This is a genomic window from Nonomuraea africana (assembly GCF_014873535.1).
GTDB classification, from domain to species: Bacteria; Actinomycetota; Actinomycetes; order Streptosporangiales; family Streptosporangiaceae; genus Nonomuraea; species Nonomuraea africana.
The window spans coordinates 4,879,568-4,904,321 of sequence record NZ_JADBEF010000001.1; the positions used below are offsets into that span (position 1 = coordinate 4,879,568).

Here is a 24,754-nt window from a genome sequence, read left to right on the forward strand (position 1 = left end):
CACCACAGTCGTCACCATGCTCTTGAACGCTGGTGCGACTCGCTTCTGATCCCCTCCTTGCGCCACACCTTGAACAGCCGGCGAGCCGAACCTCCGACCGGCCCGACGGCCTCGTACAGCACGTCGCGCGAGACCGGCTTCGCCTCGGCGACCGCGGCCACCGCGTCGTCCGCGATGGTGATCGTGCGGGAGCACACGCTCAGGAGGTAGCCGGGGATCCGCAGCTCCGGGTCCGTGCAGCCGACCAGCGGGACGCCCACGGCGGCGACCACCGGGAAGACCGTCCCAGGGATGCCGATGGCGACCTCGGCCCGCGCCGACGCCTGGACGGACGGCACCGAGCTGATCTCGTACCGCTCCCACAGCGAACGGTCCTCGCGCGGGTGCAGCCCGACCAGGATGTGCTTGCCGGCCGCGGCCAGCCGCTCGGCCGCCGCCAGCAGCAGGTCGGTGCCAGGGGCCGAACCACCTGTCCCGCTCGATCTGGTCACGCTGGTGAGCACCAGGACGGTGCCCGGCTCCGGGGCGTGCCTGGGCAGGTCGTCCGTCTGCGGTGTGCCCACGACCGTGATCGGCTGTCGCGTGCCCAGGTAGTCGTCGAACACCTTCGCCTCAGCAGGTGACGAGGCGGTGATCGCGCTGAGCCGCCCGCGGAACTCCGCCGCGCGCGGCGCCTCGACGGGCAGCTGGTAGGCCAGCGAGCCGGCGATCAACGGCAGCGTGCGCAGCCGCGCGGCGCAGTCGGCGGGCCAGTCGCCCGCCCCTGTCACGATGAGCAGATCGGCCTCGGTGATCTCGTCGGGGGTCGCGACCGGAACCGGATCGTCCGGCTTGACACCGGACCGGTCGGGCACCAGCTGGACGATCTCCCACCCGAGGCGCTTCGCCTCGGGCAGCAAGGGCCTGACGTGATAGGTCCCCCACGGCTCGTTCGTGGCGATCAGCACTCTGGGCCGCGCCCCCGTGCCCGGCCGTACCGCGGCATGCGCGGCCTTGCCTCCCACAGCGTCTCCCACAACAGCGAGCCCGGCCCCGGACAGCGCGCCGATCAGGAGGGAACGCCGGGTGAGGCCGCGATCAGCAGTGTCATGAATTCTCATGGGATCGGAATCTAGGGGCGGCCGGCTACCTGCGTGTGAACACGTACGGTCGCCCGAGGAAACTGCGCCACGTCGCGGCTGCCCTGCGGAGCACCAGTAAGGTGCGTATAGCCGACGGCGCGACCCGGAACCGGCGCACAGGTGGGGGGATGGAGATGAGCGCCAGCACGCTGCAGACGCTGGATCGCGGGCTGCGCGCGCTCGAGATCATCTCCCATTCCCCCGAGGGGATCTCGATCGCGGACCTCGCGAAGGAGCTCGGCATCCACCGGGCCATCTGCTACCGGGTCGTGGCCACGCTCGAGTCGCGCCGGCTCGTCGTCCGCGCCGAGGACGGACGGGTCAGGCTCGGCGTCGGGATCGCGGTCCTCGCCTCGCGCCTCGAGCCGCAGTTCCACCGCGACGCGCAGTCCCTGCTCCGCGACCTGGCCAACGAGACCCACGCCACCGCCTTCATCTCCGCGGCCGAGGGCCAGGACTGCGTCGCCATGATGGTCGCCGAGCCGGATGACAGGGTCCTCACGGTCGGCTACCGGGTCGGCAGCCGCCATCCCCTCACCAAGGGCGCGGCCGGCATCGCGATCCTCGCGGCACGGCCCGAGGACCGCCGCGATCCCGACTCAGTCCGGCAGGCCCGCCGCGACGGCTACAGCCTCACGCGGGGCCAGCTGGAGCGCGGCGCCGTGGGGCTGGCCACGGCCATCAGGATCTTCACCCGCACCGGGTCCGCCAGCCCCATCGAGCGCAGCGTCGGGGTCGTGGCCATCGACGAGCTCGACATCGAACGCGCCGCCGAAGCGGTGCAGAGGACCGCGCGGCAGCTCGAACGCCTCCTCGCCCCTTGACGCGTTCGTTCGCACATCGCCCTTGACCTCCCCAAGCGTCCCCTTTTAGCCTGCTGCTAGTTCGCTCACAGAGACACTGTGTTCATTATCAGTAAAGGGGCAGGTCAATCGAGATGAGCACTCGCTGCCCGGTCTCGGCGGGCGCGGCCGCGTTCGATCCGTTCGGCGACGCCTACCAGGCCGATCCGGCGGCGTCGCTGCGCTGGTCGCGTGACGAGGAGCCGGTGTTCTACAGCCCGACGATCGGCTACTGGGTGGTCACCCGCTACGAAGACGTCAAAGCGGTCTTCCGCGACAACCTGCTGTTCTCACCCTCGATCGCGCTGGAGAAGATCACGCCCGTCTGCGACGAGGCGACCTCCGTCCTCGCCAGGTACGACTACGCGATGGCCCGCACGCTGGTCAACGAGGACGAGCCCGAGCACATGCCGCGCCGGCGCGCGCTGATGGATCCGTTCACTCCGAAGGAGCTCGCGCACCACGAGCCGATGGTGCGCCGGCTCACCAGGGAGTACGTCGACCGCTTCGTCGACTCCGGGCAGGCCGACCTGGTCGACGAGATGTTGTGGGAGATCCCGCTCACCGTCGCGCTGCACTTCCTCGGCGTGCCGGAGGAGGACATGGACACCCTGCGCGAGTACTCGATCGCGCACACGGTGAACACCTGGGGCCGCCCGTCGCCGGAGGAGCAGGTGGCGGTCGCCGAGGCCGTGGGCAGGTTCTGGCAGTACGCCGGCAAGGTGCTCGGCAAGCTGCGCGAGGATCCGTCCGGGCACGGCTGGATGCCGTTCAGCATCCGCGTCCAGCGGGAGAAGCCGGAGGTGATCACCGACTCCTACCTCCACTCGATCATGATGGCGGGCATCGTCGCGGCCCACGAGACCACGGCCAACGCCGCCGCCAACGCGATCAAGCTGCTGCTGGAGAACCGCCGGGCGTGGGAGGAGATCTGCGCCGATCCCGGCCTGATCCCGAACGCGGTCGAGGAGTGCCTGCGCCACTCCGGGTCGGTGGCGGCGTGGCGGCGCCTGGTGACCGCGGACACCAGCATCGGCGGCGTCGAGATCCCGAAGGGCGCCAAACTGCTGATCGTCAACTCCTCGGCCAACCGGGACGAGCGGCACTTCGACAACGCCGACGAGTTCGACATCCGCCGCGAGAACACCGCCGACCACCTGACCTTCGGCTACGGCAGTCACCAGTGCATGGGCAAGAACCTGGCCCGCATGGAGATCCAGATCTTCCTCGAGGAGCTCACCAGGCGCCTCCCCCACCTGGAGCTGGTGCCGGACCAGACGTTCAGCTACCTGCCCAACACCTCGTTCAGGGGGCCGGACCACCTGTGGGTGCGGTGGGACCCGTCCGCCAACCCCGAGCGCGCCGATCCTGAAGTCCTCCGCGCCCGGCACCCGGTGCGGATCGGCGAGCCGTCGAAGCGCGCCATCTCCCGCACCGTGACCGTACGGGAGATCACCCGCGCGGCCGACGGCGTCGTCAGGGTGACGCTGTCCGACGTCCACGGCAGGCAGCTGCCGGCATGGGCGCCGGGCGCGCACATCGACATCGAGCTCGAGGGCCTGTCCCGGCAGTACTCCCTCTGCGGCGACCCGGACGACCGCGGCAGGTACGAGATCGCCGTGCTGAAGGAGCCGGAGAGCCGGGGCGGATCCCGGTACGCGCACGAGAGCCTCCAGGTGGGCCAGACGCTCACGATGCGCGGCCCGCGCAACCACTTCAGGCTCGACCCCGCCGCCGGCCGCTACGTCCTCGTCGCCGGTGGGATCGGCATCACCCCGATCATCGCGATGGCCGACCACGCCAGGGCGATCGGCAAGCCGTACGAGATCCACTACTGCGGGCGCGACGCGAGCACGATGGCCTTCCTCGACCGGCTCGAACGCGATCACGGCGATCGCCTGACCGTGTACGTCAGCGCCGAGGGCACCCGCCTCGACATCGACGCCCTGCTCGCTGAGCTCGCCGAGGACGCGCAGATCTACGCGTGCGGTCCCGAGCGCCTGCTCTCGGCGCTGGACGAGGCGACCGGGCACCGGCCCGACGACTTCCTGCGCGTCGAGCACTTCACCAGCACACGCCGGGATCTCGATCCGGCCGACGAGCACGCGTTCGACGTCGAGCTCAGGGACTCCGGCCTCACCCTTCGCGTCGCGGCCGACCAGACCTTGCTCGACGCGCTGCGCGCCGCCAACATCGATGTCCAGAGCGACTGCGAAGAGGGACTCTGCGGGTCCTGCGAGGCGAGCGTCCTCGACGGCGAGGTGGACCACCGCGACCTCGTCCTGACCAAGGCGGAGCGCGGCGCCGGCAAGGTCATGATGACCTGTTGCTCCCGTGCCCGCGGCGCGAAGCTCGTCCTCGGCCTCTGACCGTCCGACACCCCCCGAAAAGGACCCGACATGACATCACTGGCAGGCACCGGCCCGACGTCGAGGACCAGCTTCAAACGCGTCCTGGCCGGCAGCATGGCCGGTGCCGTACTGGAGTGGTACGACTTCGCGATCTACGGCATCCTGGCGGCCACCGTCCTCGGCCCGTTGTTCTTCCCCGGCGACAACGAGATCGCCAAGCTCCTGCTGGCACTCGCGACCCAGGGCCTCGGATTCGTCGCGCGCCCGCTCGGCGGCATCGTCTTCGGGCACCTCGGTGACAAGTTCGGGCGCAAGCCGATGCTCTTCACCACCTTCATCATCCTGGGCAGCGCCACCGCCCTGATCGGACTGCTGCCGACCTACGACGACATCGGCATCTGGGCGACGGTCATGCTCGTCGTCCTGCGCATGATCCAGGGGTTCGCGCTCGGTGGCGAGTTCGGCGCCGCCGTCCTGATGGTCAGTGAGTACGGCGAGCCGCGGCGGCGTGGCTTCTGGGCCTCCTGGCCGCAGGCCGGCGCCCCGTTGGGCACCATCCTCGCGACCGTCATGGTCACCGTGATCGCCTTCCTCTTCCCCGGCGACGCCTTCGACGAGTGGGGCTGGCGGGTGGCGTTCCTGTTCGCGATCCCGCTGCTGATCGTCGGCTTCTGGATCCGCCGCAGCGTCGAGGAGTCCCCCGTCTTCCGGGCCGCGCAGGCGAAGGCCGCGCAGCGGGCGACGACCACCGAGCGCTCGAGCATCCTCGCCGCGCTGTCGCGGCCGCGTCCGGTGCTGCACGGCCTCGGCATGCGCCTGGGCGAGAACATCGCGTTCTACATCTACACCGTGTTCGTCATCGCCTACGCCACGACCTCCTTCGGGTACGCCCGCGGCGATGTGATCATGGCTGTCACGTTCGCGTCGCTGTTCCAGTTCATCGGCATGATCGCCGGCGGCCACTGGTCCGACCGGGTCGGCCGCAAGCCCGCCATGCTCGTCCCGGCGGTGGTGCTGATCGTCTGGGCCCCGGTGTTCTTCTGGCTCGTCCAGCTCGAGAGCCTGCCGATGCTGTGGATCGGCGTGTGCGTCGGCGCGTTCTTCCACGGCATGCTCGCGGGGACCGAGGCCGGCTGGATCACCGAGCTGTTCCCCACCAGGCACCGCTACGCCGGCGCGTCGCTGGTGTTCCAGGGCTCGTCGATCATCGCGGGCGCTCCGGCTCCGTTCATCGCGGTGTGGCTCATCGACCGGTTCGGCGTCGCCACCGTCGTCGGCTACCTGGTGCTGACGATGGCGATCACCATCGTCGCGGTGGCCACCAGCAGGGAGACCAGGGGAGCCGACCTCGACGCGGTCGAATGACGGTCACGACGGACTGGAGATCAGGTACCTGCCGTGACTGCTCCTGGGCAGCGACCACCTCTTCGACCTGGGAGATCCCGCCGCGGGGTCACCGGTTGCCGGTCTCCGGGCCCATCGCGCCGTACTCGAGCTTGCCCGCCCTGGCGTACGTGCTGATGACGACACCGGTGCTGGACGTCGTGGTGTCGACCAGCCTGAGGCCGGCCGGGATGGTCCCCTCCGCGAACAGCCGCTTGCCCGAGCCGATGAGCACAGGGAACACCAGCAGGTGGAACTCGTCGACGAGGTCGTGCTCGACGAGCGTCTGGATCAGCTTGCCGCTGCCGTGGACCTGGATCTCGCCGCCCTCGCCCCGCTTGAGCTCGCGCACCGCGTCGGCGACGTCGCCGGTGAGCAGCGTCGAGTTCCGCCACGCCACGGTGTCCAGCGTCCGCGACGCGACGTACTTGGGCAGGCTGTTCATCGTCGCCCCGATCGGGTCGTCGGCCTCGGCCAGCGGCCAGCTGGCGGCGAAGATGTCGTAGGTCCTGCGCCCGAGCAGGAGCGCGCCTGCCCTGCCGGTCACCTCCGTCATCAGCTGCTCGATCCGCTGGTCGAAGTGCGGGACGGCCCAGCCGCCGTGCTCGAACCCGCCGTCGCGGTCCTCGTCGGCGCCGCCCGGCGCCTGCATGACGCCGTCCAGGGACACGAACGTGGTCACCATCAGTTTCCGCATGTCGCTTCCTTCGCTCTCGTGAGGCATCGGTGGTGATGCCCGCACCGCCCACGGCGAACGGCATCCGCCACAAATCGACACCACGCGCGAGACGAAATTTGAACCACGGGAGGACCGCGTCCATCGCCGCCGACTTACGGGTAGCGGCTCGTCACCCAGCGCGGTGAACAGGGGGCGTAACGTCCAGCCGGGTCAGCGGCGGTAGTGCGGGATCGCTTTCACCGTGGCGTACGTCGCGAAGGCGGCGTCGCCGCTCTCGTAGTCCCACCACGCGTCTTCCAATCGGTCGTCGACTATGTTGCACGTGCTGCTGCGCGAATGGCCGCGCTTGATGGGGCCGAGATAGACGGCCCCCTTGCCCACATAACGTCCGTTGACCGTGAGACGGCAGGTGCCGCCCACCCAGGCGATGTTGTACCGGCTGTTGTTGGTCACCTTGATGCGGATCTCGCAGGCCGTCTTGCACCACCCGAAGCTGAGCTTCAGCCGTACCCTGCCCGCCTCGGCGGCGGCAGGTGGTGCGACCAGCGAGCCGGCGAGCAGAAAGGAGCATAAGAACACGAGGAATCGTTTCACGCGTACCCCCAGGTGATGCGCCCGTGCGGGCGCCGAGACGGCGGACGGTAATGATCGGTGAGGCTCACGGCCCCCCTTCCGTTACGTGGTCGAGGTGCGCAGGAGCAGGGACAGCAGGCACGGCTTCCGCCGAGCCGCGGGCTGCTCCGTGAGCGGCGCGGGGCTCAGCACGACCCCGGTCGCGGCGTGGAGCAGGCGCCGGTGCCGATCGTCTCCCTCGACGAGCGCAGGGTGGCCGGCGTTGGCGTCCAGCATGAGCCTGGCCGCGGGCATCGTGAGAGCGAGGTCCCGCCAGAGCCGGACCAGCGCGTCGTGGACGTCCTGCGGCCGCTCCTCCAGCACCGCGTCCAGCCGGGCGTCGAACGCCCGGTACCAGCGCCGCTGCACCTCCTGCAGAAACCCGCCGAAGTCGCCGAACTCGGCGGCGACCTCCGCGGCCAGGTCAGCCGGAACCGTCGTCAGCCCGGAGGCCAGCACGGCATGGACCAGCTGATGGCGACGATGCACCCGGTCCCACGACATCCCCGTTACCTACTTCGTGTCGGAAACATACACGACGTATGTCGTATACTTCCCGCATGCCACCTGTCAAGAGCCGCCGCGAGCAGTACTCGCAGGCGACCAAGGCCGCGCTGCTCGAAGCGGCCACCCGTCGCTTCGCCGAGCACGGCTTCGCCGGGACCGCGCTCGAGGACGTCGCCGCCGACATCCAGGCGAGCCGTGGCGCGGTCTATCACCACTTCGCGAACAAGACCGCGCTGTTCGAGGCGGTGGTCGAAGCGCTGGAGACCGAGATGATCCGCCAGGTGGTCGAGTCGGCCGCGACCGAGACCGACACCTGGAAGGCGGCGATGACGGCGACGGAGATGTTCCTCGACCACTGCTGCGACCCCGTCTACGGACGCGTGGTCTGGCAGGAGGGGCCTCTCGCGCTGGGCTGGCAGCGCTGGAAGGAGTGCGAGGAGAAGTACGCCTACGGCCTCATCGAGCAGCTCATCCAGGCGCTCGTGGACAGCGGGGAGGTGCCGCCGCTGCCGCTGGAGCCGATGGCCCGCGTCACCTTCCACATCCTCGGCGGCGCGGGCATGGCGCTCGCCGAGGCGCCCGCGCAGGACAAGCACCGGATCAAGGAGGAGTACTCCCTGGTGATCCGGCATCTGCTCAGCGGAGCGCGCAGGCAGGTGAGCGGCCCGGCCGGACGGTGAGTCCGCCGGCGAGGGTCTGTGGCGACGTGCGGCTGTGCATGACCCCACGATCACCGTGACCGCACGTCACAGCGACCTCCGCGGCGAAGGCGACGCCTGCGGACGTGGTCAGAAGGGCGATCGGCGCGGCGGCCGGGACGAGTGTCGTCACGCGTCCACTTTGCGGGTCGAGACGAACACGGCGAGCGCCCCTGCGGCCATCGCCGCGGCCAGGCCGTACATGAGCGGGGTGAGGGTGGGGAAGGCGGCCGCCAGCTGGGGACCGAGGCTGCCGCCGAGGAAGAGGGCGAAGGTGAACAGCGCCAGCGCGGCGCCGCGCGCCTGCCCGGCCAGCGCGACGATCGACACGTTGAGCGACGGCGTGACCAGGGCGACGGCCGCTACGTACACCGCCAGAAGAAGGGCCAGGCCGATCGTCCCGGGGCCGGTCGCGGCGATGAGCGCGAGTGACAGCGCGCCGAGCGCGAAGGCCGCGAGGGCTCGCGGGACCGCGGGGACGCGCGCCAGCCAGGGCATGAGCAGCGGGATCAGGAGGAGGGACGGCAGGCCGCCGGCGCGCAGCGCCAGCAGGTCCGGGGTGCCGTTGATCTGCAGTCCCGTGTAGGCGGCCACGAAGGTGAGCAGCACGGTGACGGTCGCCAGGCACCGCAGCACCAGCGCCGGACTCCTCAGCAGGGCCGGGATCGCCCGGTAGGCGGCCGGCAGGGAGCCGGCCCGGTCCCGCGCCTCGTCCGGTCGCATGATCAGACGGGTCGCCACCGCCGCGGCGGCGAACAGGACGGCCGAGCCGACGAACAGGCCGCGCCAGCCGACGACGCCGACAAGTGACTGGGCGGCGATCTGGAGCAGGACGGCGGCCGCCAGGAATCCGCTGGTCACGATGGAGATGCCGACCATGCGGTGCCGCGGCTCCAGGCGTTCTGCCAGGTAGGACAGGGCGGCGGGCGGGAAGATCGCCACGACCAGGCCTTGGAGGACGCGCAGGCCCAGCGCGACCTCCTGGCCGGGGCTGAGCGCCACCAGCGCGGTGACGAGCGCCGCGAGCGGCAGACCGATGCCGATCATCCGGCGCCGCCCGTATCGGTCGGACAGCGGGCCGAAGAGGAGGAACCCCGCGGCGTAGCCGATGCCGAACGCGGTCACCAGCCAGCTCAGCCCGTCCTGCGCGACCTGCCAGTCGGCCGCCATGTCGCCGAGCAGCGGTATCACGGAGTAGAGCTGCCCGGCCGACATGATCGCGGTCAACGTGAAGACGACCAGGGTGGGGACCGGCGAGATCGCCTGGGGTGGGTGTGGCGGTGCCGTACGGACGGATGTTGTCATGAACGGCACCGTAGGCAACCAACTAGTTGGATGTCAACCAACTAGTTGGTCGCAATGAACTACTCCTTGTCGAGCAGGACGCGGGCGGCGGGCACGACCTCGCGAGCCCAGGCGGTCAGCTGCGCGGCGTCGGCGTGCTCGGGCCAGTAGACGAAGGAGTCGAAGCCCACCTCGGTGGCCAGGTGGGCGATGACCTCGGCCCACTGCCCGGCGCTGGCCCTGATGGGAGCCTCACCGCGCAGGACGACCTCGCCAGGGGCGTCGGTGATGTGGCCGACCAGCTGGGCGATCCTGGTGATGTCGGACGGCTGCCGCCCCGCCTCGATCGCGGCCTGGTCGATGATGTCCTGCGACTCCCGCCACTTCTCGTAGGGCAGGTAGTGCGGGATGGGGGCGGCCCAGCCGTCGGCGATGCGGCCGGTCTGCGCCAGCGCCTTGGGCCCGACGCTGCCGAGCCAGATCCCGATCGGGTGCGCGGGCGCGGGGCCGCCGTGGACGCCGGCCATGGAGTAGTGCTCGCCGGTCACCCGCACGCTCGCGCCCGGCCGCCACAGCCCCCGGATGATCTCGACGGCCTCCTCCAGCGCGGCCTGGTTCTGGCCGGCGGTGCGGTCAGGGCCGCCGAAGGCGGTGGTCGCCTGGCGGTAGCCGCCGGCGCCGAGACCGAGCTCGAATCGGCCGCCGCTGAGCAGGTCGAGCGTCGCGGCGGCCTTGGCGATCACGCCGGGCCCACGGAGCGGCAAGCTCGCCACATCAGGAAATATCCGGATCTGCGTGGTGTCGGCGAGCAGCGTGGCGATCAGGCTGAACGTGTCGGCCAGGCCGCCCGCGTAGGGGTGGTCCTGCACGCCGAGCAGGTCGAGCCCTTCCCGGTCGGCGAGTCTGGCCAGCTCGCGGATCCCGGAGAGGTCGTCAGTGGAGGGGGCGAGCTGGACACCGAATCGATAGGACATGAAGGCTCCTCAGGCCAGTGGAATGTCGGACAACAGGGCAGCCGGATCGTATCGAGGGCCTCCCGATCGGCGACGCCGGGAATGCCGAGGCCCGGCAGGAGCGACACGCGCATGCCACGGTCTCCTCCGGCGTCGACGTCTTCCTGGCCAGGTACGCGACCTGACCGTGGTGGTCAGCCGCGGCTCATCGGGGCTGGATCCGGTCCAGCCGCCGCCACTGGTCGTCGCTCAGCCGCAGGCTCGCCGCGGCGACGTTCTCCTCCAGGTGGGCGATCGAGGCGGTGCGGCCCGCCCTCGCCGGCCTGGGCCGGTCGGCAGGTGCATGGCCCCGAACCCGAGCCGCCGCACGCTCAGCTCTCCCCCGATACGAAACGTGCTACGTCGAACGCCTCTAGACACCGAGCCGTTGGTTCTCCGTCAATCCCACCCGGATGACCCTGAAGCCCCTGCGGCACCCCGGTGATTCCGCGCCGACGAGCAGCACGTCCCCGCTCATGGGGATGTCGCGGTGAGGAGGGATTCGGCGACGGACGTGCGGGCGTACAGCACCGATCGGCCGGCTCGGTGCGCGCTGACCAGGCCCGCGTCGCGCAGCGCGGTCAGGTACTGCGACACCCCTGCCGCGGACAGCCCGGTACGGCGGGCCAGCTCGGTGGTGGAGGCGGGAGACTCCAGTTCGGCCAGCAGCAGGGTCCGCGAGCGGCCGAGTACGGCGGCGAGGGCGTCGGTCCTGATGATGGGCCGGGGCTCCCACAGCGCGCCGATCCCGCGTGCGGGGTAGGCCAGTTGCGGCGGCTCCGGCGGCGTCACCCGGGTGAGCGGGCCGGGGCCGGTGAAAGCCGACGGGATCAGCAGCAGCCCCGCGCCCGCCGTCTTCCTGGACAGGGGATGCTGTCGACGGGGCAGCCGCAGCACGTTGTCGTCCCAGCTCACCGAGGTGTGCAGGTCGTTGAAGAGGTGGCCCGCGCCGCGCTCGGCGACCTGCCTGGCCCGGTAGAAGACGTCGGCGTCGAGCACCGCTCGGATCCGCGCCCAGTAGGGGGCGAGTGCGAGCTCCCAGTAGGTCTCGATCTCTTCCGCGACCCGCACCAGGCGGGTCCGCGGCCGGGCGTGGAGGGCGCGCAGTCGAGGGCCGCGACGCCCTTGATCGTCCACCAGGCGGTCCAGGTCCTGCCGGATCCGGTCGGCGGGAGCGGCCAGGATCCCGTCCAGCTCCTCCGCCAGCGTGGGCGCCTGCCCGGCGGGCGCCGGGTTGATGAAGTCGGCGACATAACCGGCGGGCGGAATCAGCTCGGCGAGCCAGCCCCGGTCCAGGCCTGCGGCCGCCACGCGTGGCCGTACCTGCTCGGCCCACGTCCGGTGCACCGGATGGACCGAGCCGGAGGCGAGGAGCCGGAAGCTGGTCCCGACCTCCCACATCGGCGAGACGGCGAACCGCATCTGCGCCAGATCGTTCGCCGAGAACACCAGCTCCGCCACGAAGACGGCCTCCAGGATTCAGATATGCCCTAATCAATGGCGGTCAGCGTACATCGTGGAGAACATGCGGACATGACCTCAGAAACGATCACCGCTGCGGTGTCAGGCACCTGGAAGCTCGGAGACCTCATGGTCAACCGGATGGGTTTCGGCGCGATGCGCCTGACGCAGAAAGGGCGGGCGTTCGCGGCCGACGCCGCCCCGAGCGACCGTGGCCAGGCGATCAGGGTGTTGCGCCGCGCGATCGACCTCGGTGTGAACCACATCGACACCGCCGCGTTCTACTTCTCGCCGCTGCGGTCCGCCAACGAGCTGATCAACCGAGCGCTGGCCCCCTATCCGGACGATCTCGTCATCGCCACCAAGGTCGGGCCGTCCCGCGACCCGTCGGGCGCGTGGCGGCCCCATGCCACACCGGAGCAGCTGCGCGGCCAGGTGGAGGAGAACCTGCGCCAGCTCGGCCGGGACCACCTCGACGTGGTGAACCTGCGCATTGTCGGAACCGATTCGATCGCCGAGCGTTTCGGCGCACTGGCCGAACTGCGCGACGCCGGGCTCATCCGCCACCTGGGCCTCTCCAACGTCCGCCGCCCCCACCTCGCCGAGGCCCTGGCCATCGCGCCCGTGGCATGCGTGCAGAACCAGTACGGCATCGGCGCACCGGCCGAGCAGGAGGAGATCCTTCGCTTCTGCGGGCAGCAGGGGGTCGCGTTCGTGCCGTTCTACTCGGTCGCGGGCGCCGGGCGAGACGCGGGCGCCGGCGGCGCCGACAGCGAGGAGGTACTGGCTGTCGCCCGCGCCCATGGGGTGAGCGCGGCGCAGGTCCGGCTGGCATGGACGCTTCATCGCGGACCGCACGTGCTGGCCATCCCCGGTACCGGCAACCCGGATCACCTGGTCGAGAACGTGGCCGCCGGTGCGCTGCGCCTCTCGGCGGACGACCTGGCCACACTCGACTCCGTCCGCCCGGCTCCCTGAGAGATCTGGCTTCAGACAGGAATGACGAATCGCACGTCGGTCAACTGTTCCGACACCTCCCACAGACGGCGGCCGGTCTCGGCATCGGCCGCCTCGGGTGACAACCGCACCCGCGTCGGACCGCCGCGCAGCTCGGCCAGGCCGTCCGGCCCGATGAACTGACCGCCCTCCACCCCCGGGTCGGTCGCCGCGTACAACTGTGACAGCGCGCCCTGGGCAGGGGTCTGGGCGAACAGCGGGTTGCCGATCCGGCCGAAAACCACCCGCCACAGGCCGATCGGCGCACTGGTCTGCAGGTTGGTGGCGGTGTAGCCGGGATGGGCGAGCACGCTGCGCACCGGGCTTCCCGCCTCGGTCAGCCGCCGGTGGAGCTCCCAGCCGAAGACGGCATTGGCGAACTTCGACTGGTCGTAGCAGCCCATGGCCGAGTAGCCGCGCTCGCCGGCGAGGTCGTCGAAGCGGATGCGCCCCTTCCGGTGGTTGATCGAACTCACCGTGACCACGCGCGGATCGCGCCCGGCGGCCAGCAGGCCGAGCAGCAACCCGGTGAGCGCGAAGTGGCCGAGATGGTTGCAGGCGAACTGCAGCTCGTGGCCCTGCGCGCTCAGCGATCGGGGTGGCGCCATCACGCCGGCGTTGTTGATGAGCACGTCCAGCCGCGGATGGTCGGTGTGCACCTGATTGGCGAAGGCTCGGACCGAGTCGAGATCGGCCAGGTCGAGATGGCGCACCTCGAGGCTGGCACCCGGTTGTTCGGCGGTGATCTCGTCGACCGCCCGGCGGCCCTTTCCCTCGTCACGTACCGCAAGGATCACGTGCCCGCCCCGCCGGGCGAGCGCCCGGGTGGTCGCCAGGCCGAGGCCGCTGTTGGCTCCGGTGACGACGAACACCCGCTTGGTCTGGTCCGGGATCTGCTCGGCAGTCCAGCGTTGCTGCTTCATGCGGCAGATGCTGCCGCCAGTGGCACTCAGTGTCAAGACGCTCCTGAGTGCCCTGCAGGGCATGGCGTTACCATTGCCAGGTGAGCTCCCGCCCTGAAGTCACCATGGCCCAGCGCAAGCGTCAGCTCGTCTCGAGCGAGCTGACCGAGGCGGCGCTGCACCTCCTCGCGCTGAAGGGGTTCGACGCGGTCACCATCGACGAGATCGTGACCACCGCCGGGGTGTCCAGGCGAACGTTCTTCCGGTACTTCGCGTCCAAGGAGGACGTGGTCGTCCAGTTCCTGGCGGACATGGGCACCGGCATGCGCGCGGAGCTGGCGGCCCGTCCCGTCGGGGAACGCCCCTCCGTGGCGCTGCGGCACGCCGTCCGGGTCCCCATCGCCGCCTGTGCCGACCACTCCGACAGGGCGCTGCGCGTGGTTCAGCTGATTCTGGGCACCCCCGCCCTGCTCGCCCGCTTCCTGGAGCGCCAGGCGCAGTGGCGCGACGAGCTGACGGCGGAGTTGGCGCGCCGCCTGGGGCTCGACCCCGACACCGATCTCTATCCGCGGCTGGCCGCCGGGATGGCGTTGACCGCCTTCGACGCCGTCCTGCACCGGTGGAGCGGCAGCGACGGCGCCGAGGACCCCGCCGAACTGACCGACCGGGCCTTCGCCGTCATCGCCCCCGCCCTGGACGCCGGCGAACGGTAGACGCACCACCCATCCAGAACCCGAACCGGTGGAGCGGTCGCCAGCATGTGAGGGGACACCCGGCGGAACCCGGCAGATCGGTCACGTGTGCGGAAGACTCAGGACGGACGCCTGCACGTAGTCGGTGAAGTCACGGGGCTGTCGGCCGAGGGCCCGCCGTACGCCGCGACCGCGACCGCGGCGATGTCTGCCGGCACAACCTGAGCCGGACCCGGGCCCGGGCTCAGGTCGGATCGTGTCCGCTTACTGGACGGCCGACGTGTAGGTCGCGATGATCACGCCGCTCTTCATCACCTTGGTGTCGGCCAGGGCCAGCGTCGTCTGGACGTCGCTCAGCGGCGCGGAGACCGAGGGGCCGCCCACGAACACCGGGTGGATCCAGAACCGGACCTCGTCCACCAGGCCCGCCTTGACCAGGGCGTGGGTGACCACGCCGTAGCCGTACATCAGGATGTCCTTGCCCTCCTGGGCCTTCAGCCTGGTGACCGCCTCGATCAGATCGCCCTGCAGCACCTCGCTGTTCTTCCACTCCGGGTTGGTGAGAGTGGTCGAGGCGACGTACTTCTTGACGTTGTTGAAGTAGGCCGCGCCGGTGCTCGGGTCGCTCTCGTCCCGTGTCGGCCAGGCGGCCGCGAAACCCTCGTACGTCCGCCGGCCCATCAGCAGCGCGTCCGCGGCGGCCGTCTGCTCGCCGGCGAAGGCGGCGGCCTCGTCGTCGAAGTACGGCATGGTCCACGACGGGTCCTCGATGACGCCGTCGAGGCTGATGTACGTCGAGTTGATGATCTTGCGCATCTCGGGTTCCTCCTGGCTGCGAGTGTTTCGTTCGGCAATGAGAACTCTGCCAGGCGCCTCTTACGTTTCGCTTCAGGTGACCTTACGCAGTCTTACGCAGGCTTTCGCAGGGGATGCGGTGCCCGCCGAGCCGTCCCGGCGATCGGGTGATCCCCCTGCGCCGCTCACGGTCCCAGGGAGAGGACGGCGCTGAGGGCGGCGGCGATGGCCGGGTGCGACTCCGTCCCGGCGCGGACCACGGCCTCGATCGTCCGCCCCTTGCCGGGCATGGGGATGAGGGTGAGGCCCGGCGGCGCCGTACGGCACAGCATCATCGGCAGGATCGTCACGCCCAGACCAGCGGCGACCAGCGTCAGCGCGGCGCGGAGGTCGCGATAAGTGTGCTCGATGACCGGGGTGAAACCCGCGCTCTGGCAGGCGTGCGTCATCACGTCGCGGCAGGCGCTCGGCGCCGGTGTGGTGATCCACGGCTGGTGCCGGAGCGCGGCGAGCCCGTCGACCTCCCGCAGCTCCTCCGGTACGGCCAGCACGAGCGGATCGTCGAACAACGCCTGCGCGACCAGCCCCTCCGGCAGCGGCATGCCCAGATGGGAGTAGCGGTAGGTCAGGGCCAGGTCGAGATCGCGCTGCTTGAGCAGGGGCAGCGCCTCTTCGGGTTCGGCCTCGACGATGCGGGGACGCAGTCGTGGATGGGCGCGCACCAGGGCCGCGGCCAGCGGCGCGGCCAGCACGTCCAGCCCGCTGGGCAGGCAGCCGATCACCAGCTCGCCGCCGACCTCGCCGTCGAGCGCGCGAACAGCGCCGTGCGCGCGTTCGAGGGCCGCCAAAACCTGCTCGCACTCGGCTGCGAGCGCGGCCCCGGCGGCGGTGAGCCGTACCATCCGGCCCTCCCTGCGCAGGAGCGCGGCGCCGGCCTCGGCTTCCAGGGCCCGCAGCTGCTGGGACACGGCGGACGGCGTCACGCCGTGGAGCTCGGCGACGGCCGTGACGGTGCCGTACTCGGCGAAGTCCCTGAGCAGGACGAGCCGTTTCATCTCAATCACAAGCTCATCTTAAAAGGTACTGAAGTTCAGGTAGCTGGACTTCAGCATGCGCCTCCGGCGAAGCTGAGTTCATGAGAATTCTGCTGGTGGGAGCAACAGGAACGCTGGGCCAAGCCGTCCACGAGGTGCTGCGGGAGCGCGGCCACGAGATCGTGACGGCGTCCCGCAAAGGCTCGGACGTCACGGTCGACATCACCGATCCCGAGTCGATCCGCGCCATGTACGAGCAGGTCGGCGAGGTGGACGCGGTCGCCTCGGCGGCGGGCAGTGTGCCGTGGCCGGCGTTCGACCGGCTCGGCCACCAGGATGTCCTGGACGGCATCGCGGGCAAGGTGATCAGCCAGGTCGAGCTGGTGCGCCAGGGCGCCGCCGCCCACGTCCGCGGGTCCTTCACGCTGATCAGCGGCGTGCTGGCGCGCGACCCCGTGCGCACCGGCGTCGTGGCGTCCCTCGCCAACGGCGCGATCGAGGCTTTTGTCCGCGCCGCCGCCATCGAGCTGCCACAGCGGGTCAACGCGGTGAGCCCGACCGTCTTCACCGAGTCGATCGACGCGTACGGCGAGCTCTTCGCCGGTTTCGAGCCGGTTCCGGTACGGCAGGCCGCCAACGCCTACGTGCGCTCGATCGAGGGGCACCAGACCGGGCAGGTCTACGAGGTCGGCTGACCCAAGCCCTGGCCATCTCCTCGGGCGTGGCCATTCGGTGCAACCCGGAGTCGTTGAGCGGGCCCGGGCCGCTCCGATGCCCGGCGTGGCACCGGTGATCAGCACGACCTTGCCGTCGAACCGGCCCCGTGGCGGTGCCGGCGGCGGCGGGCTCGTGGGCGGCGAGGGGAGGTTGCCGGAGCCGGATGGCACTGAAAGGATCCTCGCCATGCCAACCTTCTCCGCACACGACGGAACCACGCTCGCCTACCACGTGTTCGGAGCCGGCAGCCCGGTGATCTGCCTGCCGGGCGGCCCGATGCAGGACTCCGTCTACCTCGGTGAGCTCGGCGGCCTGTCGGCGCGGCGACAGCTGATCATGATGGACCCCCGGGGCACCGGCCGGTCCGCGATGCCGCAGGACACCGCCTCCTACCGTTGTGACCGGCTGGTCGACGATGTCGAGGCGCTGCGCGAGCACCTTGGTCTCGACCGGCTGGACCTGCTCGCGCACTCCGCCGGCGCGAACCTCGCGGCGCTGTATGCCGCCCGGCACCCGGAACGCGTCGGCAGGCTCGCCCTGATCACTCCGAGCACCTTCGCCGTCGGCATCGCGGCCACCGGTGAGTCCCGGCTCGACATCGCGCGGCTCCGCAAGGACGAGCCCTGGTTCACCGCGGCCTTCACGGCTCTCGAAGCCCTCATGACCGGCAACGCCACCGACGACAGCCGGACGGCTATCGACCCCTTCTTCTACGGCCGATGGGACGCGGCGGCGCAAGCCCACCAGGCGGACCAGGACGGCCACCGGAACAACGAAGCGGCAGCCGTCTTCGGCGCCGAGGGCGCATACGACCCAGACGCCACGCGCGCGGCACTGGCCGCCTTCAACGCCCCGGTGCTGCTGCTCGCCGGAGAGGTCGACCTGAACACGCCCCCGAGCGTCGCGGCCGAGTTCGCCGAGCTCTTCCCGAAGGCCGAGTTCGTCGTCCAGCCCGAGGCGGGCCACTATCCATGGCTCGATGACGCCCGCCGGTTCGTCGCGACGACCGCGACGTTCCTCGGATGAAGGCCGCCTGGCAGGCGGGCTAGGTCAAGGCGTCGACCTGGGCGCGGACCTTGACGATCACTTCCGGCGGCAGCGGGGCGTAGCCGAACAGGGACAGGTGCGCCTGGCCCGCGTTGCTGGCGGTGTAGCGGAGGAAGGTGCGCACCAGCGGGTCCGACCCCTTCTGGCAGACGATCTCGTAGGTGACGAGCGTGATCGGGTACGCGCCCTTCTCCTTGGTCAGGTAGTTCAGCCTCATGGCCAGATCGCCGTTCTCGCCGACGAACTCGGCCCCGCTGAGGCTCGTGGACGCGCTCTCCGGTGACAGCGCGACGAACTCGCCCGCGGCGTTGCGCACCTTCGCGGTCTGCAGCTCGGCGTCGCTGGCGAAGCCGTACTCCATGTAACCGATCGCGCCCTCGGTCTCCTTCACCGCCTCCGTGACGCCGCTGGAGGTCTCGACGCCGCGGCCGGGCGCGGGCCACTTCCTGGACGGCTCGTACGGCCAGCCGCCCGCCGCCTTCAGGTAAGTGGTGAAGTTGTGGCTGGTGCCCGAGTCGTCGGAGCGGTGGATGACCTGGATCTTCGTGGAGGGCAGACGCGCTCCGCGGTTGTCGGCGGCGAGTTCGGGGGCGTTCCACCGGGTGATCCGCCCGCTGAACACGCCGGCCAGTGTGTCGGGCGAGAGCTTGAGCGCGGGCACCGACGGCAGGTTGTACGCCACGGCGATCGGGCCCACCACCATCGGGAGGTGGAGCGCCCGGCTACCGCATCGCTTGTCCGCCAGCGCCTGCTCCTTCGGTCTCATCGGGACGTCGGAGCCGGCGAACGCGGTCAGGCCCTGGATGAAGTCCCGCACCCCCGCGCCCGAGTCGTTGGCCCGGTAATCGATCCGCACGCCGGGATGGAGCTCATGGAACTCCGAGCGCCACGCGTCCATCGCGCCGAGCTGCGCTGACGAGCCCGAGGCCCGGATCGTGACGATGTCGCTGGTCGCCACCACGGTTTCGTGCGGATCGGTCACGCAGGCGGTCAGGGCAAGAGCCGCCAGCGCGAAGGATCCGGCGATCGCTGTCATCTTCGCCACACAACCGACGCTATGCATGAGTCGTGCCGCCTAGGTGAATTACTTCGCAAGCCACGTGCAACGTAGGGTCATTGCCTGTTCAACTCGGTTTGCCCCCACAATGGGTCAATTCACCCCAAAGGCCAAGTTAGCCTTGCATGTCCCACGCTCACGGTGCGAATCGGTGGGCAGCTGGACAAATACGGCACCTACCCAGAGAGTGCCCTCGATCTCCTGGAGATGTGTGTGTTCAAGGCAATCGTCGCCGCCCTCATGGCCGCCGGGCTCGCGCTGATCGGCACCGCCACGGCCGCCGCGGCCACCCCGGGCCGTCCTGCCATCATCGGAGGAAGGGCCGCGACGGAGCCCTACTCGTTCATGGTCTCCTTCCAGCTGAGCAAACTGCCCGAACACCACTGCGGCGGCTCCCTCGTCGCCTCGGACTGGGTCGTCACCGCCGCCCACTGCAAGGGGCTCATGAAGCCCGGCAAGACCCTGGTGCGCATCGGCTCCCCCGACCGCGGCAAGGGCGGAGAGGTCACCAGCGTCAAGCGCGTCGTCACCCATCCCGACTGGCGGCTGCGCGGCAGGGACGGCGACCACAAGGGCGACATTCTGCTGGTCCAGCTGGACCGGAAGGTTCCCCTCGAGCCCATCCGCGTCGCCGACGACCCCGGCCCGGTGGGCACGCCGACCCGCGTCATCGGCTGGGGCCTGGTATGCGAGGACCCTGACGATCCCGCGTGCCAGCCCCAGCAGCTGCAGGAACTCGACACGGTGCGGGTCCCCGACAGCAGGTGCCTGTTCCTCAACCGCGGCGCCGAGCTGTGCACCGGCGATCGCCAGGGCCGTACGGCCAGCGCCTGCAGCGGTGACTCCGGCGGGCCGCAGATCCGCATGGTGGCCGGCCGGTGGGAGCTGATCGGAGCCACCTCGCGCGACGGCGACGACCTCGATGACCGGCCGGACGGCGGCGCGGGCTGCTCCACCAACCCCGACGGCGGGCCGGGCGTCGGCATCTGGACCGACGTGACCCACTACCGCTCCTGGATCCACGACACCATCGGGGCGGAGCTGCACAACTTCTCCTGAGCACGTTCTCCTGAGCACGCAGTCATCGGCTCCGCGTAACTCCGCGGTCATCCGCCTGTGTCATGATCCACAGGATCTTGTGGACATTGTTGACAGGAGCAGGATGAGCGCATTAGCACGTCGCACGCTGCGTGCCGTACGACGGGCACGGCAGGGTGCGCGCGCTGCGGAGCCTGCCCGTCCGCGACATCGACCGCTGGTGGAACCGGCCGTCCGCGACGGCGAGGCCCACGGCCAGGCAGGCCGGCGGGATGGCCGGGACGACGTAACGGACGTCGAACCCGGCCAGGAACGGCGGAGCCAGGATCAGCACCGCGGCCGCCGTACCGGGCAGCAGCGCGTCGTGGCGCCGCCGCGCCACCGCGAGGACGGCGGCGCCCCCGAGCAGCGGAACCAGCAGCGGAAAGGGCAGATAGCCGACGCGCTGGTAGGCCCGCAGCCACCCCGCGTACGGCTCGGCGATCCGCGTCGCCGCCGGGCCGCCCTCGTAGGCCTCCGCCACCGCCCTGACCGACGGCTTCAGCGGCCGCTCCCCGAAGGGGAACCAGTAGGGATTCGTCTTCTTCGTCGACGCCGACCTGGCCGTGGTGCGCTCCCAGCGCAGCAGCCCGCGCAGGTCACCGCCCACCGCGCCGAGGTAGTCGCCGGGCTGGGCCAGGATGGCGGCGCGGGCGAACCGTCCGGCCAGCGTGTTCCGGTCGCCGCGCAGCTCGGCCAGCGGGGACGCCGGCCCCCACAGCCAGTGGGCGGGGGCGGGCCGTCCCGCCACCGGAGTCGTGGGGCACAGCCGCGCCAGCTCCGGCTCCGGCCTGATCACCGAGCAGTCGGCGAAGGTCATCGTGCGCGACCAGAGGAAGAGCCCGTCCGCCCTGGTCAGCCCGAGCGTGCCGCTGGTGCCGTACATCCAGGTGGCGTAGGCCGCCAGCGGCAGCGCCCCCGCGAGCGCCAGCCCCGCCAGAGGCCGCCATCCGGTACGGCGCAGCAGCAGGTGCGCGGCGGCCAGCACCAGCACGGCCACGCCGATGGTCCTGGTGATCGCCGCCAGCCCGAGCAGCGCCCCGCCGACGCCGGCCGACAGCGACGTGACGACCCTGCGGGACAGCACCAGGACCCCCGCCGTGACCAGGACGGTGAACAACGCGTCGGCCATGATCATGTGTTCGAGGAGGATCAGGAACTCGTCGTACAGCACCGGCAGGGTCACGACCGTCGCGCCCCAGCCCGGCAGCCCGCGCCGCCGCAGCACCGCGTAGACGCCGACCGCCAGGCCCACCCCGAGGACGTGCTGGACGGCGGTGACCAGGGCGAGGCTGTGCGCCGGCGCCAGGGCGGCGAGGAACAACGGGTATCCGAGCGGCCGGAACGTTCCAGGGGCGGGAGCGGCCGCCGCCTCCAGGTAGGAGAAGGAGTCCGCCCAGAACCACAACGCGGGCCGGTATCCGGCCATCGCCAGAACGCGCAGGAGGATCGCGGGCAGCAGCGCCGCCAGGAAGGCGAGATGCCGGTTTCCGGACAGCACGAACTCCTAGGAGAGGGCCAGCCGGGATCCCCCGTGCCGACGTGGTCGTCTCCTTCCTTTCGCCACCTGCGGGCGAAAAAGTTCACGCCGTGACGATCGAGCTGTTGAAGTCCAGCGGCGCGTCGCCTTCCCGGTCGTCCCGCCGCACGTCGAATACTCGCTCCCTCCCCGGGGGAGTCGCTGTCACCACTGCTGGGCGAACTGTGCCGGTGGGCGGAGCGGCACTTCCCTGACGTCCCAGCACGCCGCCCGCCTGGCGCCCGGTGTCGGCCTCTCAGCGCCCGGCAGAGGAGCGGGCTCAGCTCTGCACGCCCGCCCGCTCCTCCAGGAACGCGATGGCGCCGACCCCTTCTTCGGCGAAGAACACCAGCTCGGTGAGCGGCACCGGCAGGAACCCCTCCGCCTCCATGCGCTGGAACTGCTGCTTCAGCCCGTCGTAGAACCCGGCGGTGTTCAACAGCACCACCGGCTTGGCATGCAGGCCGTGCTTCTTCAGTTCGAGGATCTCGGTGGCCTCGTCGAGGGTGCCGCTGCCACCCACCATGATCACGATAGCGTCGGCGCGGGCGAGGAGCTGCGCCTTGCGCTCGGCGAGGTCACGAGCGATCACCATCTCGTCGGCGACGGGGCGCGCCTTGTGCGCCAGGAACTCCACCGAGATGCCGACGAGCCGGCCACCGGCCTCCTGCACGCCGTCCGCCATGACCTTCATCAGGCCCGAGTCGGAGCCACCCCACACCAGGGTGTGGCCGCCCTTCCCGATCAGTTCGGCGAACTCTCGCGCGGGGACGGTGTAGCGCTCGTCGAGGTCGGCGGCGGAGCAGAAGACACAGATGTTCATAGGCGTCACTGTATTGACTCAGCGACGGCGCCTCCAGATAACTAAAGCCTTCAATGACCTTTTGCCACTCAGTGGCGCTATAGTCGGCGGCAGGCACACACTCCCTTCGAAAGGTGTCGCTCATGCATGCTCTCGTCGTCGACCGCTCCCACCCCACCGGGCTGCGGATCGCGGACGTCCGCGATCCCGAACCGGCTCCGAACCAGGCGCTGGTCCGGGTCGCCGCCACCTCGCTGAACTACGGCGAGGTGAAGTACGTCCTCGCGGGCCAACCCGACGGGGCCGTCCCCGGCTGGGACGCGGCCGGCGTGGTGGAGCGCCCGGCCGCGGACGGGTCAGGACCGGCCGCGGGAACCCCGGTGGTCACCGTGGCCGACGGCGGCGCCTGGGCCGAACTCCGGGCCGTGGACACCGCGTTGATCGGCACCGTCCCTGTGGGCGCCGACCTCGGGGCCATCGCCACGATCCCGGTCGCGGGGGCCAGCGCCCTGCGCGCCCTGCAACGGATCGGCGCCCTGCCAGGCAGGCGCATCCTGGTCACCGGCGCCACCGGCGGCGTCGGCAGGTACGCGGTGCAACTCGCCCACCAAGGCGGCGCGCACGTGGTCGCGGTCACGGGCGATCCCGAGACACATGGGGACGGCCTGCGGCGGCTCGGCGCCGACGAAGTGATCACCGCGCCTGGAGAGCTCGGCGAACCGGTGGACGGCGTCGTCGAGCTGGTCGGCGGCGCCCATCTCGTCGACGCGTACGCCAGGCTCACCGAACACGGCACCCTGGTCACCGTCGGCCACGCCTCGCAGGAGGACACCGTCTTCCCCGCCGGCTCGTTCCTGGGCAACGAAGGCCGCCACAACCGCACCATCTCCACCTTCTACCTGCTGGCCTGCACCGGCCTCGCCCCGGATCTGACCCACCTGGCCGAACTGGTCGCCCAGGGCGCACTCGACCCCGGCATCGCCTGGCGCGGCAGCTGGGACAAGGCCGCCGAAGCCTTCGACGCCCTGCGTGAGCGCCGCCTGCACGGCAAGGCCGTCCTCGACCTGACCTGACGAGCACCCGCTCTCCCGGTGCACCACCACCCGCCCGAGCCCGGCCTGCCGTTCTCCTGGGCTCAGGGCTCGTGGCTCGCGGCGTGATACTGGCGGATGAGCCAGGCGTCGGCGACGCGCTCCGCGACGACGGACAGGCGTATCCGGCGGACCTCACCGGCGCGGCCGGTGAACCTGACGTCCGCGAACCCACCCACGAGCCCCTCACCCAGCTCGACCCCGCGCAGCACGTCAACCTGTGCCGTCGTGCCCTCGGGGACGGCGGCGTAGTACCCGAAGATCTCCGCCGGGCCCGCCCGCAGAGGTGAGCCGATGCCCTGGAAGAGCGCGTCCTTGGTGAACAGCGAGACGAGGTCGGCCACCCTGCGCTCGTCGAAGGCACGCTGCCAGGCGCCCAGCAGTGCGGTCAGAACGTCGGTGCTCATGACGCGGCGGACCCGGTGTAGACGACCTCCTGCTCCCATCGCCGCCGCGGTTGCCTGTGCAACCGCCAGTAGTGCTCGGCGATGTCGTCGGGGTCGAAGGCGGTGCCCGGAGCGACCGGACCGGCCACGGTGACGCTGGCCACGTGCACGCCGTGGGCCCCGTACTCCTGGTCGAGCAGCGTCACCAGGGTTCGGACGCCGGCCTTTCCCAGCGAGAGGCTCACGTACTGCCGCTTCGGCTCGGGCATGCCGCCGGTGATGATGATCGAGCCTCTCCCCCGCCTCGCCATCGCGGGCGCCGTGTGCGCGGCGGCGGTGAGGGCGCCGACCACGTTGACCGCCCAGGCGTCGAGGTGACCCTGTGCCGGCAGCTCTCCAGGCGCGTCGGCCTGGATGATCGCGGCGTTGTACACCACGACCTCCGGCGGGCCGATCTCATCGGCCGCCTGGTCGAGCGCGGCGCGCAACGCGACCTCGTCGGTACTGTCCGCCGTCAAGGTGACGGCCTGCACCCCGTGCTTGAGAACGGCCTCGGCCGCGGCTTCCAGAGTGGACTTCCCGCGTGCGATGAGGGCGATCGAGAATCCCTCCTGCGCGAAACGGCGGGCGACCGCTTGGCCGATGCCCGGGCCCGCCCCGATGATCACTGCACCAGACACTTCTGTCTCCTCGCTCCTGATCGGCAACA

Annotated in this window: 25 protein-coding genes; 10 read left to right on the top strand and 15 right to left on the bottom strand. The window is 70.7% G+C overall.

Annotation, left to right across the window (positions count from 1 at the left end; translation table 11 throughout):
• Window positions 1-11: 11 nt before the first annotated feature.
• A complete protein-coding gene (locus H4W81_RS23015; RefSeq protein ID WP_225958743.1) occupies window positions 12-1,100 on the bottom strand; it encodes an NADPH-dependent FMN reductase family protein in 1,089 nt (362 codons plus the stop codon).
• Window positions 1,101-1,255: 155 nt separating this feature from the next.
• Here H4W81_RS23015 and H4W81_RS23020 point away from each other — a divergent pair, with 155 nt between their 5' ends.
• The 3 genes from H4W81_RS23020 to H4W81_RS23030 all read left to right on the top strand — a co-directional run bounded on the left by H4W81_RS23020 (window position 1,256) and on the right by H4W81_RS23030 (window position 5,679).
• The gene (locus H4W81_RS23020; protein WP_192776726.1) at window positions 1,256-1,945 is read left to right on the top strand and encodes an IclR family transcriptional regulator; all 690 of its coding nucleotides are present in this window, start codon (window positions 1,256-1,258) and stop codon (window positions 1,943-1,945) included.
• A 113-nt stretch (window positions 1,946-2,058) separates the two neighbouring features.
• Complete coding sequence (locus tag H4W81_RS23025; RefSeq protein ID WP_192776727.1) at window positions 2,059-4,332, top strand: cytochrome P450/oxidoreductase; 2,274 nt, start codon at window positions 2,059-2,061, stop codon at window positions 4,330-4,332.
• Window positions 4,333-4,362: 30 nt separating this feature from the next.
• A complete protein-coding gene (locus tag H4W81_RS23030) occupies window positions 4,363-5,679 on the top strand; it encodes an MFS transporter (protein ID WP_192776728.1) in 1,317 nt (438 codons plus the stop codon).
• An 88-nt stretch (window positions 5,680-5,767) separates the two neighbouring features.
• On the opposite strand, the gene H4W81_RS23035 is transcribed toward H4W81_RS23030, so the two are convergent.
• The 3 genes from H4W81_RS23035 to H4W81_RS23045 all read right to left on the bottom strand — a co-directional run bounded on the left by H4W81_RS23035 (window position 5,768) and on the right by H4W81_RS23045 (window position 7,477).
• Window positions 5,768-6,394, bottom strand: a complete 627-nt coding sequence (locus tag H4W81_RS23035; RefSeq protein ID WP_192776729.1) for a dihydrofolate reductase family protein — start codon at window positions 6,392-6,394, stop codon at window positions 5,768-5,770.
• Window positions 6,395-6,586: 192 nt separating this feature from the next.
• Window positions 6,587-6,955, bottom strand: coding sequence for a hypothetical protein (locus H4W81_RS23040; protein WP_192776730.1), 369 nt, complete (start codon window positions 6,953-6,955; stop codon window positions 6,587-6,589).
• Between the two features lie 96 nt (window positions 6,956-7,051).
• Complete coding sequence (locus tag H4W81_RS23045; RefSeq protein ID WP_192776731.1) at window positions 7,052-7,477, bottom strand: hypothetical protein; 426 nt, start codon at window positions 7,475-7,477, stop codon at window positions 7,052-7,054.
• Between the two features lie 71 nt (window positions 7,478-7,548).
• Between H4W81_RS23045 and H4W81_RS23050 the strand changes: the two genes are divergently transcribed.
• Complete coding sequence (locus H4W81_RS23050) at window positions 7,549-8,175, top strand: TetR/AcrR family transcriptional regulator (protein WP_192776732.1); 627 nt, start codon at window positions 7,549-7,551, stop codon at window positions 8,173-8,175.
• A gap of 147 nt (window positions 8,176-8,322) precedes the next feature.
• Here the strand turns inward: H4W81_RS23050 and H4W81_RS23055 are convergent, their stop codons facing one another.
• The 3 genes from H4W81_RS23055 to H4W81_RS23065 all read right to left on the bottom strand — a co-directional run bounded on the left by H4W81_RS23055 (window position 8,323) and on the right by H4W81_RS23065 (window position 11,930).
• Window positions 8,323-9,498 carry an MFS transporter gene (locus H4W81_RS23055; RefSeq protein ID WP_192776733.1) on the bottom strand — a complete coding sequence of 392 codons (1,176 nt, stop codon included), beginning with the start codon at window positions 9,496-9,498 and terminating at the stop codon, window positions 8,323-8,325.
• Window positions 9,499-9,557: 59 nt separating this feature from the next.
• A complete protein-coding gene (locus tag H4W81_RS23060; protein ID WP_192776734.1) occupies window positions 9,558-10,451 on the bottom strand; it encodes an LLM class flavin-dependent oxidoreductase in 894 nt (297 codons plus the stop codon).
• Between the two features lie 492 nt (window positions 10,452-10,943).
• Window positions 10,944-11,930 carry an ArsR/SmtB family transcription factor gene (locus tag H4W81_RS23065; protein ID WP_318781899.1) on the bottom strand — a complete coding sequence of 329 codons (987 nt, stop codon included), beginning with the start codon at window positions 11,928-11,930 and terminating at the stop codon, window positions 10,944-10,946.
• Window positions 11,931-12,002: 72 nt separating this feature from the next.
• Here H4W81_RS23065 and H4W81_RS23070 point away from each other — a divergent pair, with 72 nt between their 5' ends.
• Window positions 12,003-12,908, top strand: coding sequence for an aldo/keto reductase (locus H4W81_RS23070; protein ID WP_192776735.1), 906 nt, complete (start codon window positions 12,003-12,005; stop codon window positions 12,906-12,908).
• 11 nt (window positions 12,909-12,919) lie between these two features.
• Here H4W81_RS23070 and H4W81_RS23075 read toward each other — a convergent pair whose 3' ends face one another.
• The gene (locus H4W81_RS23075; protein WP_192776736.1) at window positions 12,920-13,849 is read right to left on the bottom strand and encodes an oxidoreductase; all 930 of its coding nucleotides are present in this window, start codon (window positions 13,847-13,849) and stop codon (window positions 12,920-12,922) included.
• An 80-nt stretch (window positions 13,850-13,929) separates the two neighbouring features.
• On the opposite strand from H4W81_RS23075, the gene H4W81_RS23080 reads away from it, so the two are divergent.
• Window positions 13,930-14,541, top strand: coding sequence for an acyl-CoA-like ligand-binding transcription factor (locus tag H4W81_RS23080; RefSeq protein ID WP_318781900.1), 612 nt, complete (start codon window positions 13,930-13,932; stop codon window positions 14,539-14,541).
• 243 nt (window positions 14,542-14,784) lie between these two features.
• Here H4W81_RS23080 and H4W81_RS23085 read toward each other — a convergent pair whose 3' ends face one another.
• Both H4W81_RS23085 and H4W81_RS23090 read right to left on the bottom strand, forming a co-directional pair.
• On the bottom strand, window positions 14,785-15,336 hold the full coding sequence (locus H4W81_RS23085) for a dihydrofolate reductase family protein (RefSeq protein WP_192776737.1): 552 nt from the start codon (window positions 15,334-15,336) through the stop codon (window positions 14,785-14,787).
• 164 nt (window positions 15,337-15,500) lie between these two features.
• Window positions 15,501-16,370 (bottom strand): LysR family transcriptional regulator, encoded by an 870-nt coding sequence (locus H4W81_RS23090; protein ID WP_225960050.1) that lies wholly within the window; start codon window positions 16,368-16,370, stop codon window positions 15,501-15,503.
• Between the two features lie 80 nt (window positions 16,371-16,450).
• Here H4W81_RS23090 and H4W81_RS23095 point away from each other — a divergent pair, with 80 nt between their 5' ends.
• Both H4W81_RS23095 and H4W81_RS23100 read left to right on the top strand, forming a co-directional pair.
• Window positions 16,451-17,044, top strand: coding sequence for a short chain dehydrogenase (locus H4W81_RS23095; RefSeq protein ID WP_192776739.1), 594 nt, complete (start codon window positions 16,451-16,453; stop codon window positions 17,042-17,044).
• Window positions 17,045-17,252: 208 nt separating this feature from the next.
• On the top strand, window positions 17,253-18,092 hold the full coding sequence (locus H4W81_RS23100; RefSeq protein WP_192776740.1) for an alpha/beta fold hydrolase: 840 nt from the start codon (window positions 17,253-17,255) through the stop codon (window positions 18,090-18,092).
• A gap of 19 nt (window positions 18,093-18,111) precedes the next feature.
• On the opposite strand, the gene pstS is transcribed toward H4W81_RS23100, so the two are convergent.
• Window positions 18,112-19,149 carry a phosphate ABC transporter substrate-binding protein PstS gene (gene pstS, locus H4W81_RS23105; RefSeq protein WP_192780986.1) on the bottom strand — a complete coding sequence of 346 codons (1,038 nt, stop codon included), beginning with the start codon at window positions 19,147-19,149 and terminating at the stop codon, window positions 18,112-18,114.
• 234 nt (window positions 19,150-19,383) lie between these two features.
• Between pstS and H4W81_RS23110 the strand changes: the two genes are divergently transcribed.
• Window positions 19,384-20,229 (top strand): S1 family peptidase, encoded by an 846-nt coding sequence (locus H4W81_RS23110; RefSeq protein ID WP_192776741.1) that lies wholly within the window; start codon window positions 19,384-19,386, stop codon window positions 20,227-20,229.
• A gap of 112 nt (window positions 20,230-20,341) precedes the next feature.
• Here H4W81_RS23110 and H4W81_RS23115 read toward each other — a convergent pair whose 3' ends face one another.
• Window positions 20,342-21,748 (bottom strand): hypothetical protein, encoded by a 1,407-nt coding sequence (locus H4W81_RS23115; RefSeq protein WP_192776742.1) that lies wholly within the window; start codon window positions 21,746-21,748, stop codon window positions 20,342-20,344.
• Between the two features lie 298 nt (window positions 21,749-22,046).
• Entirely contained in the window at window positions 22,047-22,589 is a 543-nt protein-coding gene (locus H4W81_RS23120; RefSeq protein WP_192776743.1) for an LOG family protein, read from the bottom strand.
• Between the two features lie 122 nt (window positions 22,590-22,711).
• Between H4W81_RS23120 and H4W81_RS23125 the strand changes: the two genes are divergently transcribed.
• Window positions 22,712-23,641, top strand: coding sequence for a zinc-binding dehydrogenase (locus H4W81_RS23125; protein WP_192776744.1), 930 nt, complete (start codon window positions 22,712-22,714; stop codon window positions 23,639-23,641).
• Window positions 23,642-23,703: 62 nt separating this feature from the next.
• On the opposite strand, the gene H4W81_RS23130 is transcribed toward H4W81_RS23125, so the two are convergent.
• Complete coding sequence (locus tag H4W81_RS23130) at window positions 23,704-24,066, bottom strand: nuclear transport factor 2 family protein (protein WP_192776745.1); 363 nt, start codon at window positions 24,064-24,066, stop codon at window positions 23,704-23,706.
• Complete coding sequence (locus H4W81_RS23135) at window positions 24,063-24,725, bottom strand: SDR family NAD(P)-dependent oxidoreductase (protein WP_318781901.1); 663 nt, start codon at window positions 24,723-24,725, stop codon at window positions 24,063-24,065. Before H4W81_RS23135 ends, H4W81_RS23130 begins: the two co-directional genes overlap by 4 nt.
• Between the last annotated feature and the right edge of the window lie 29 nt (window positions 24,726-24,754).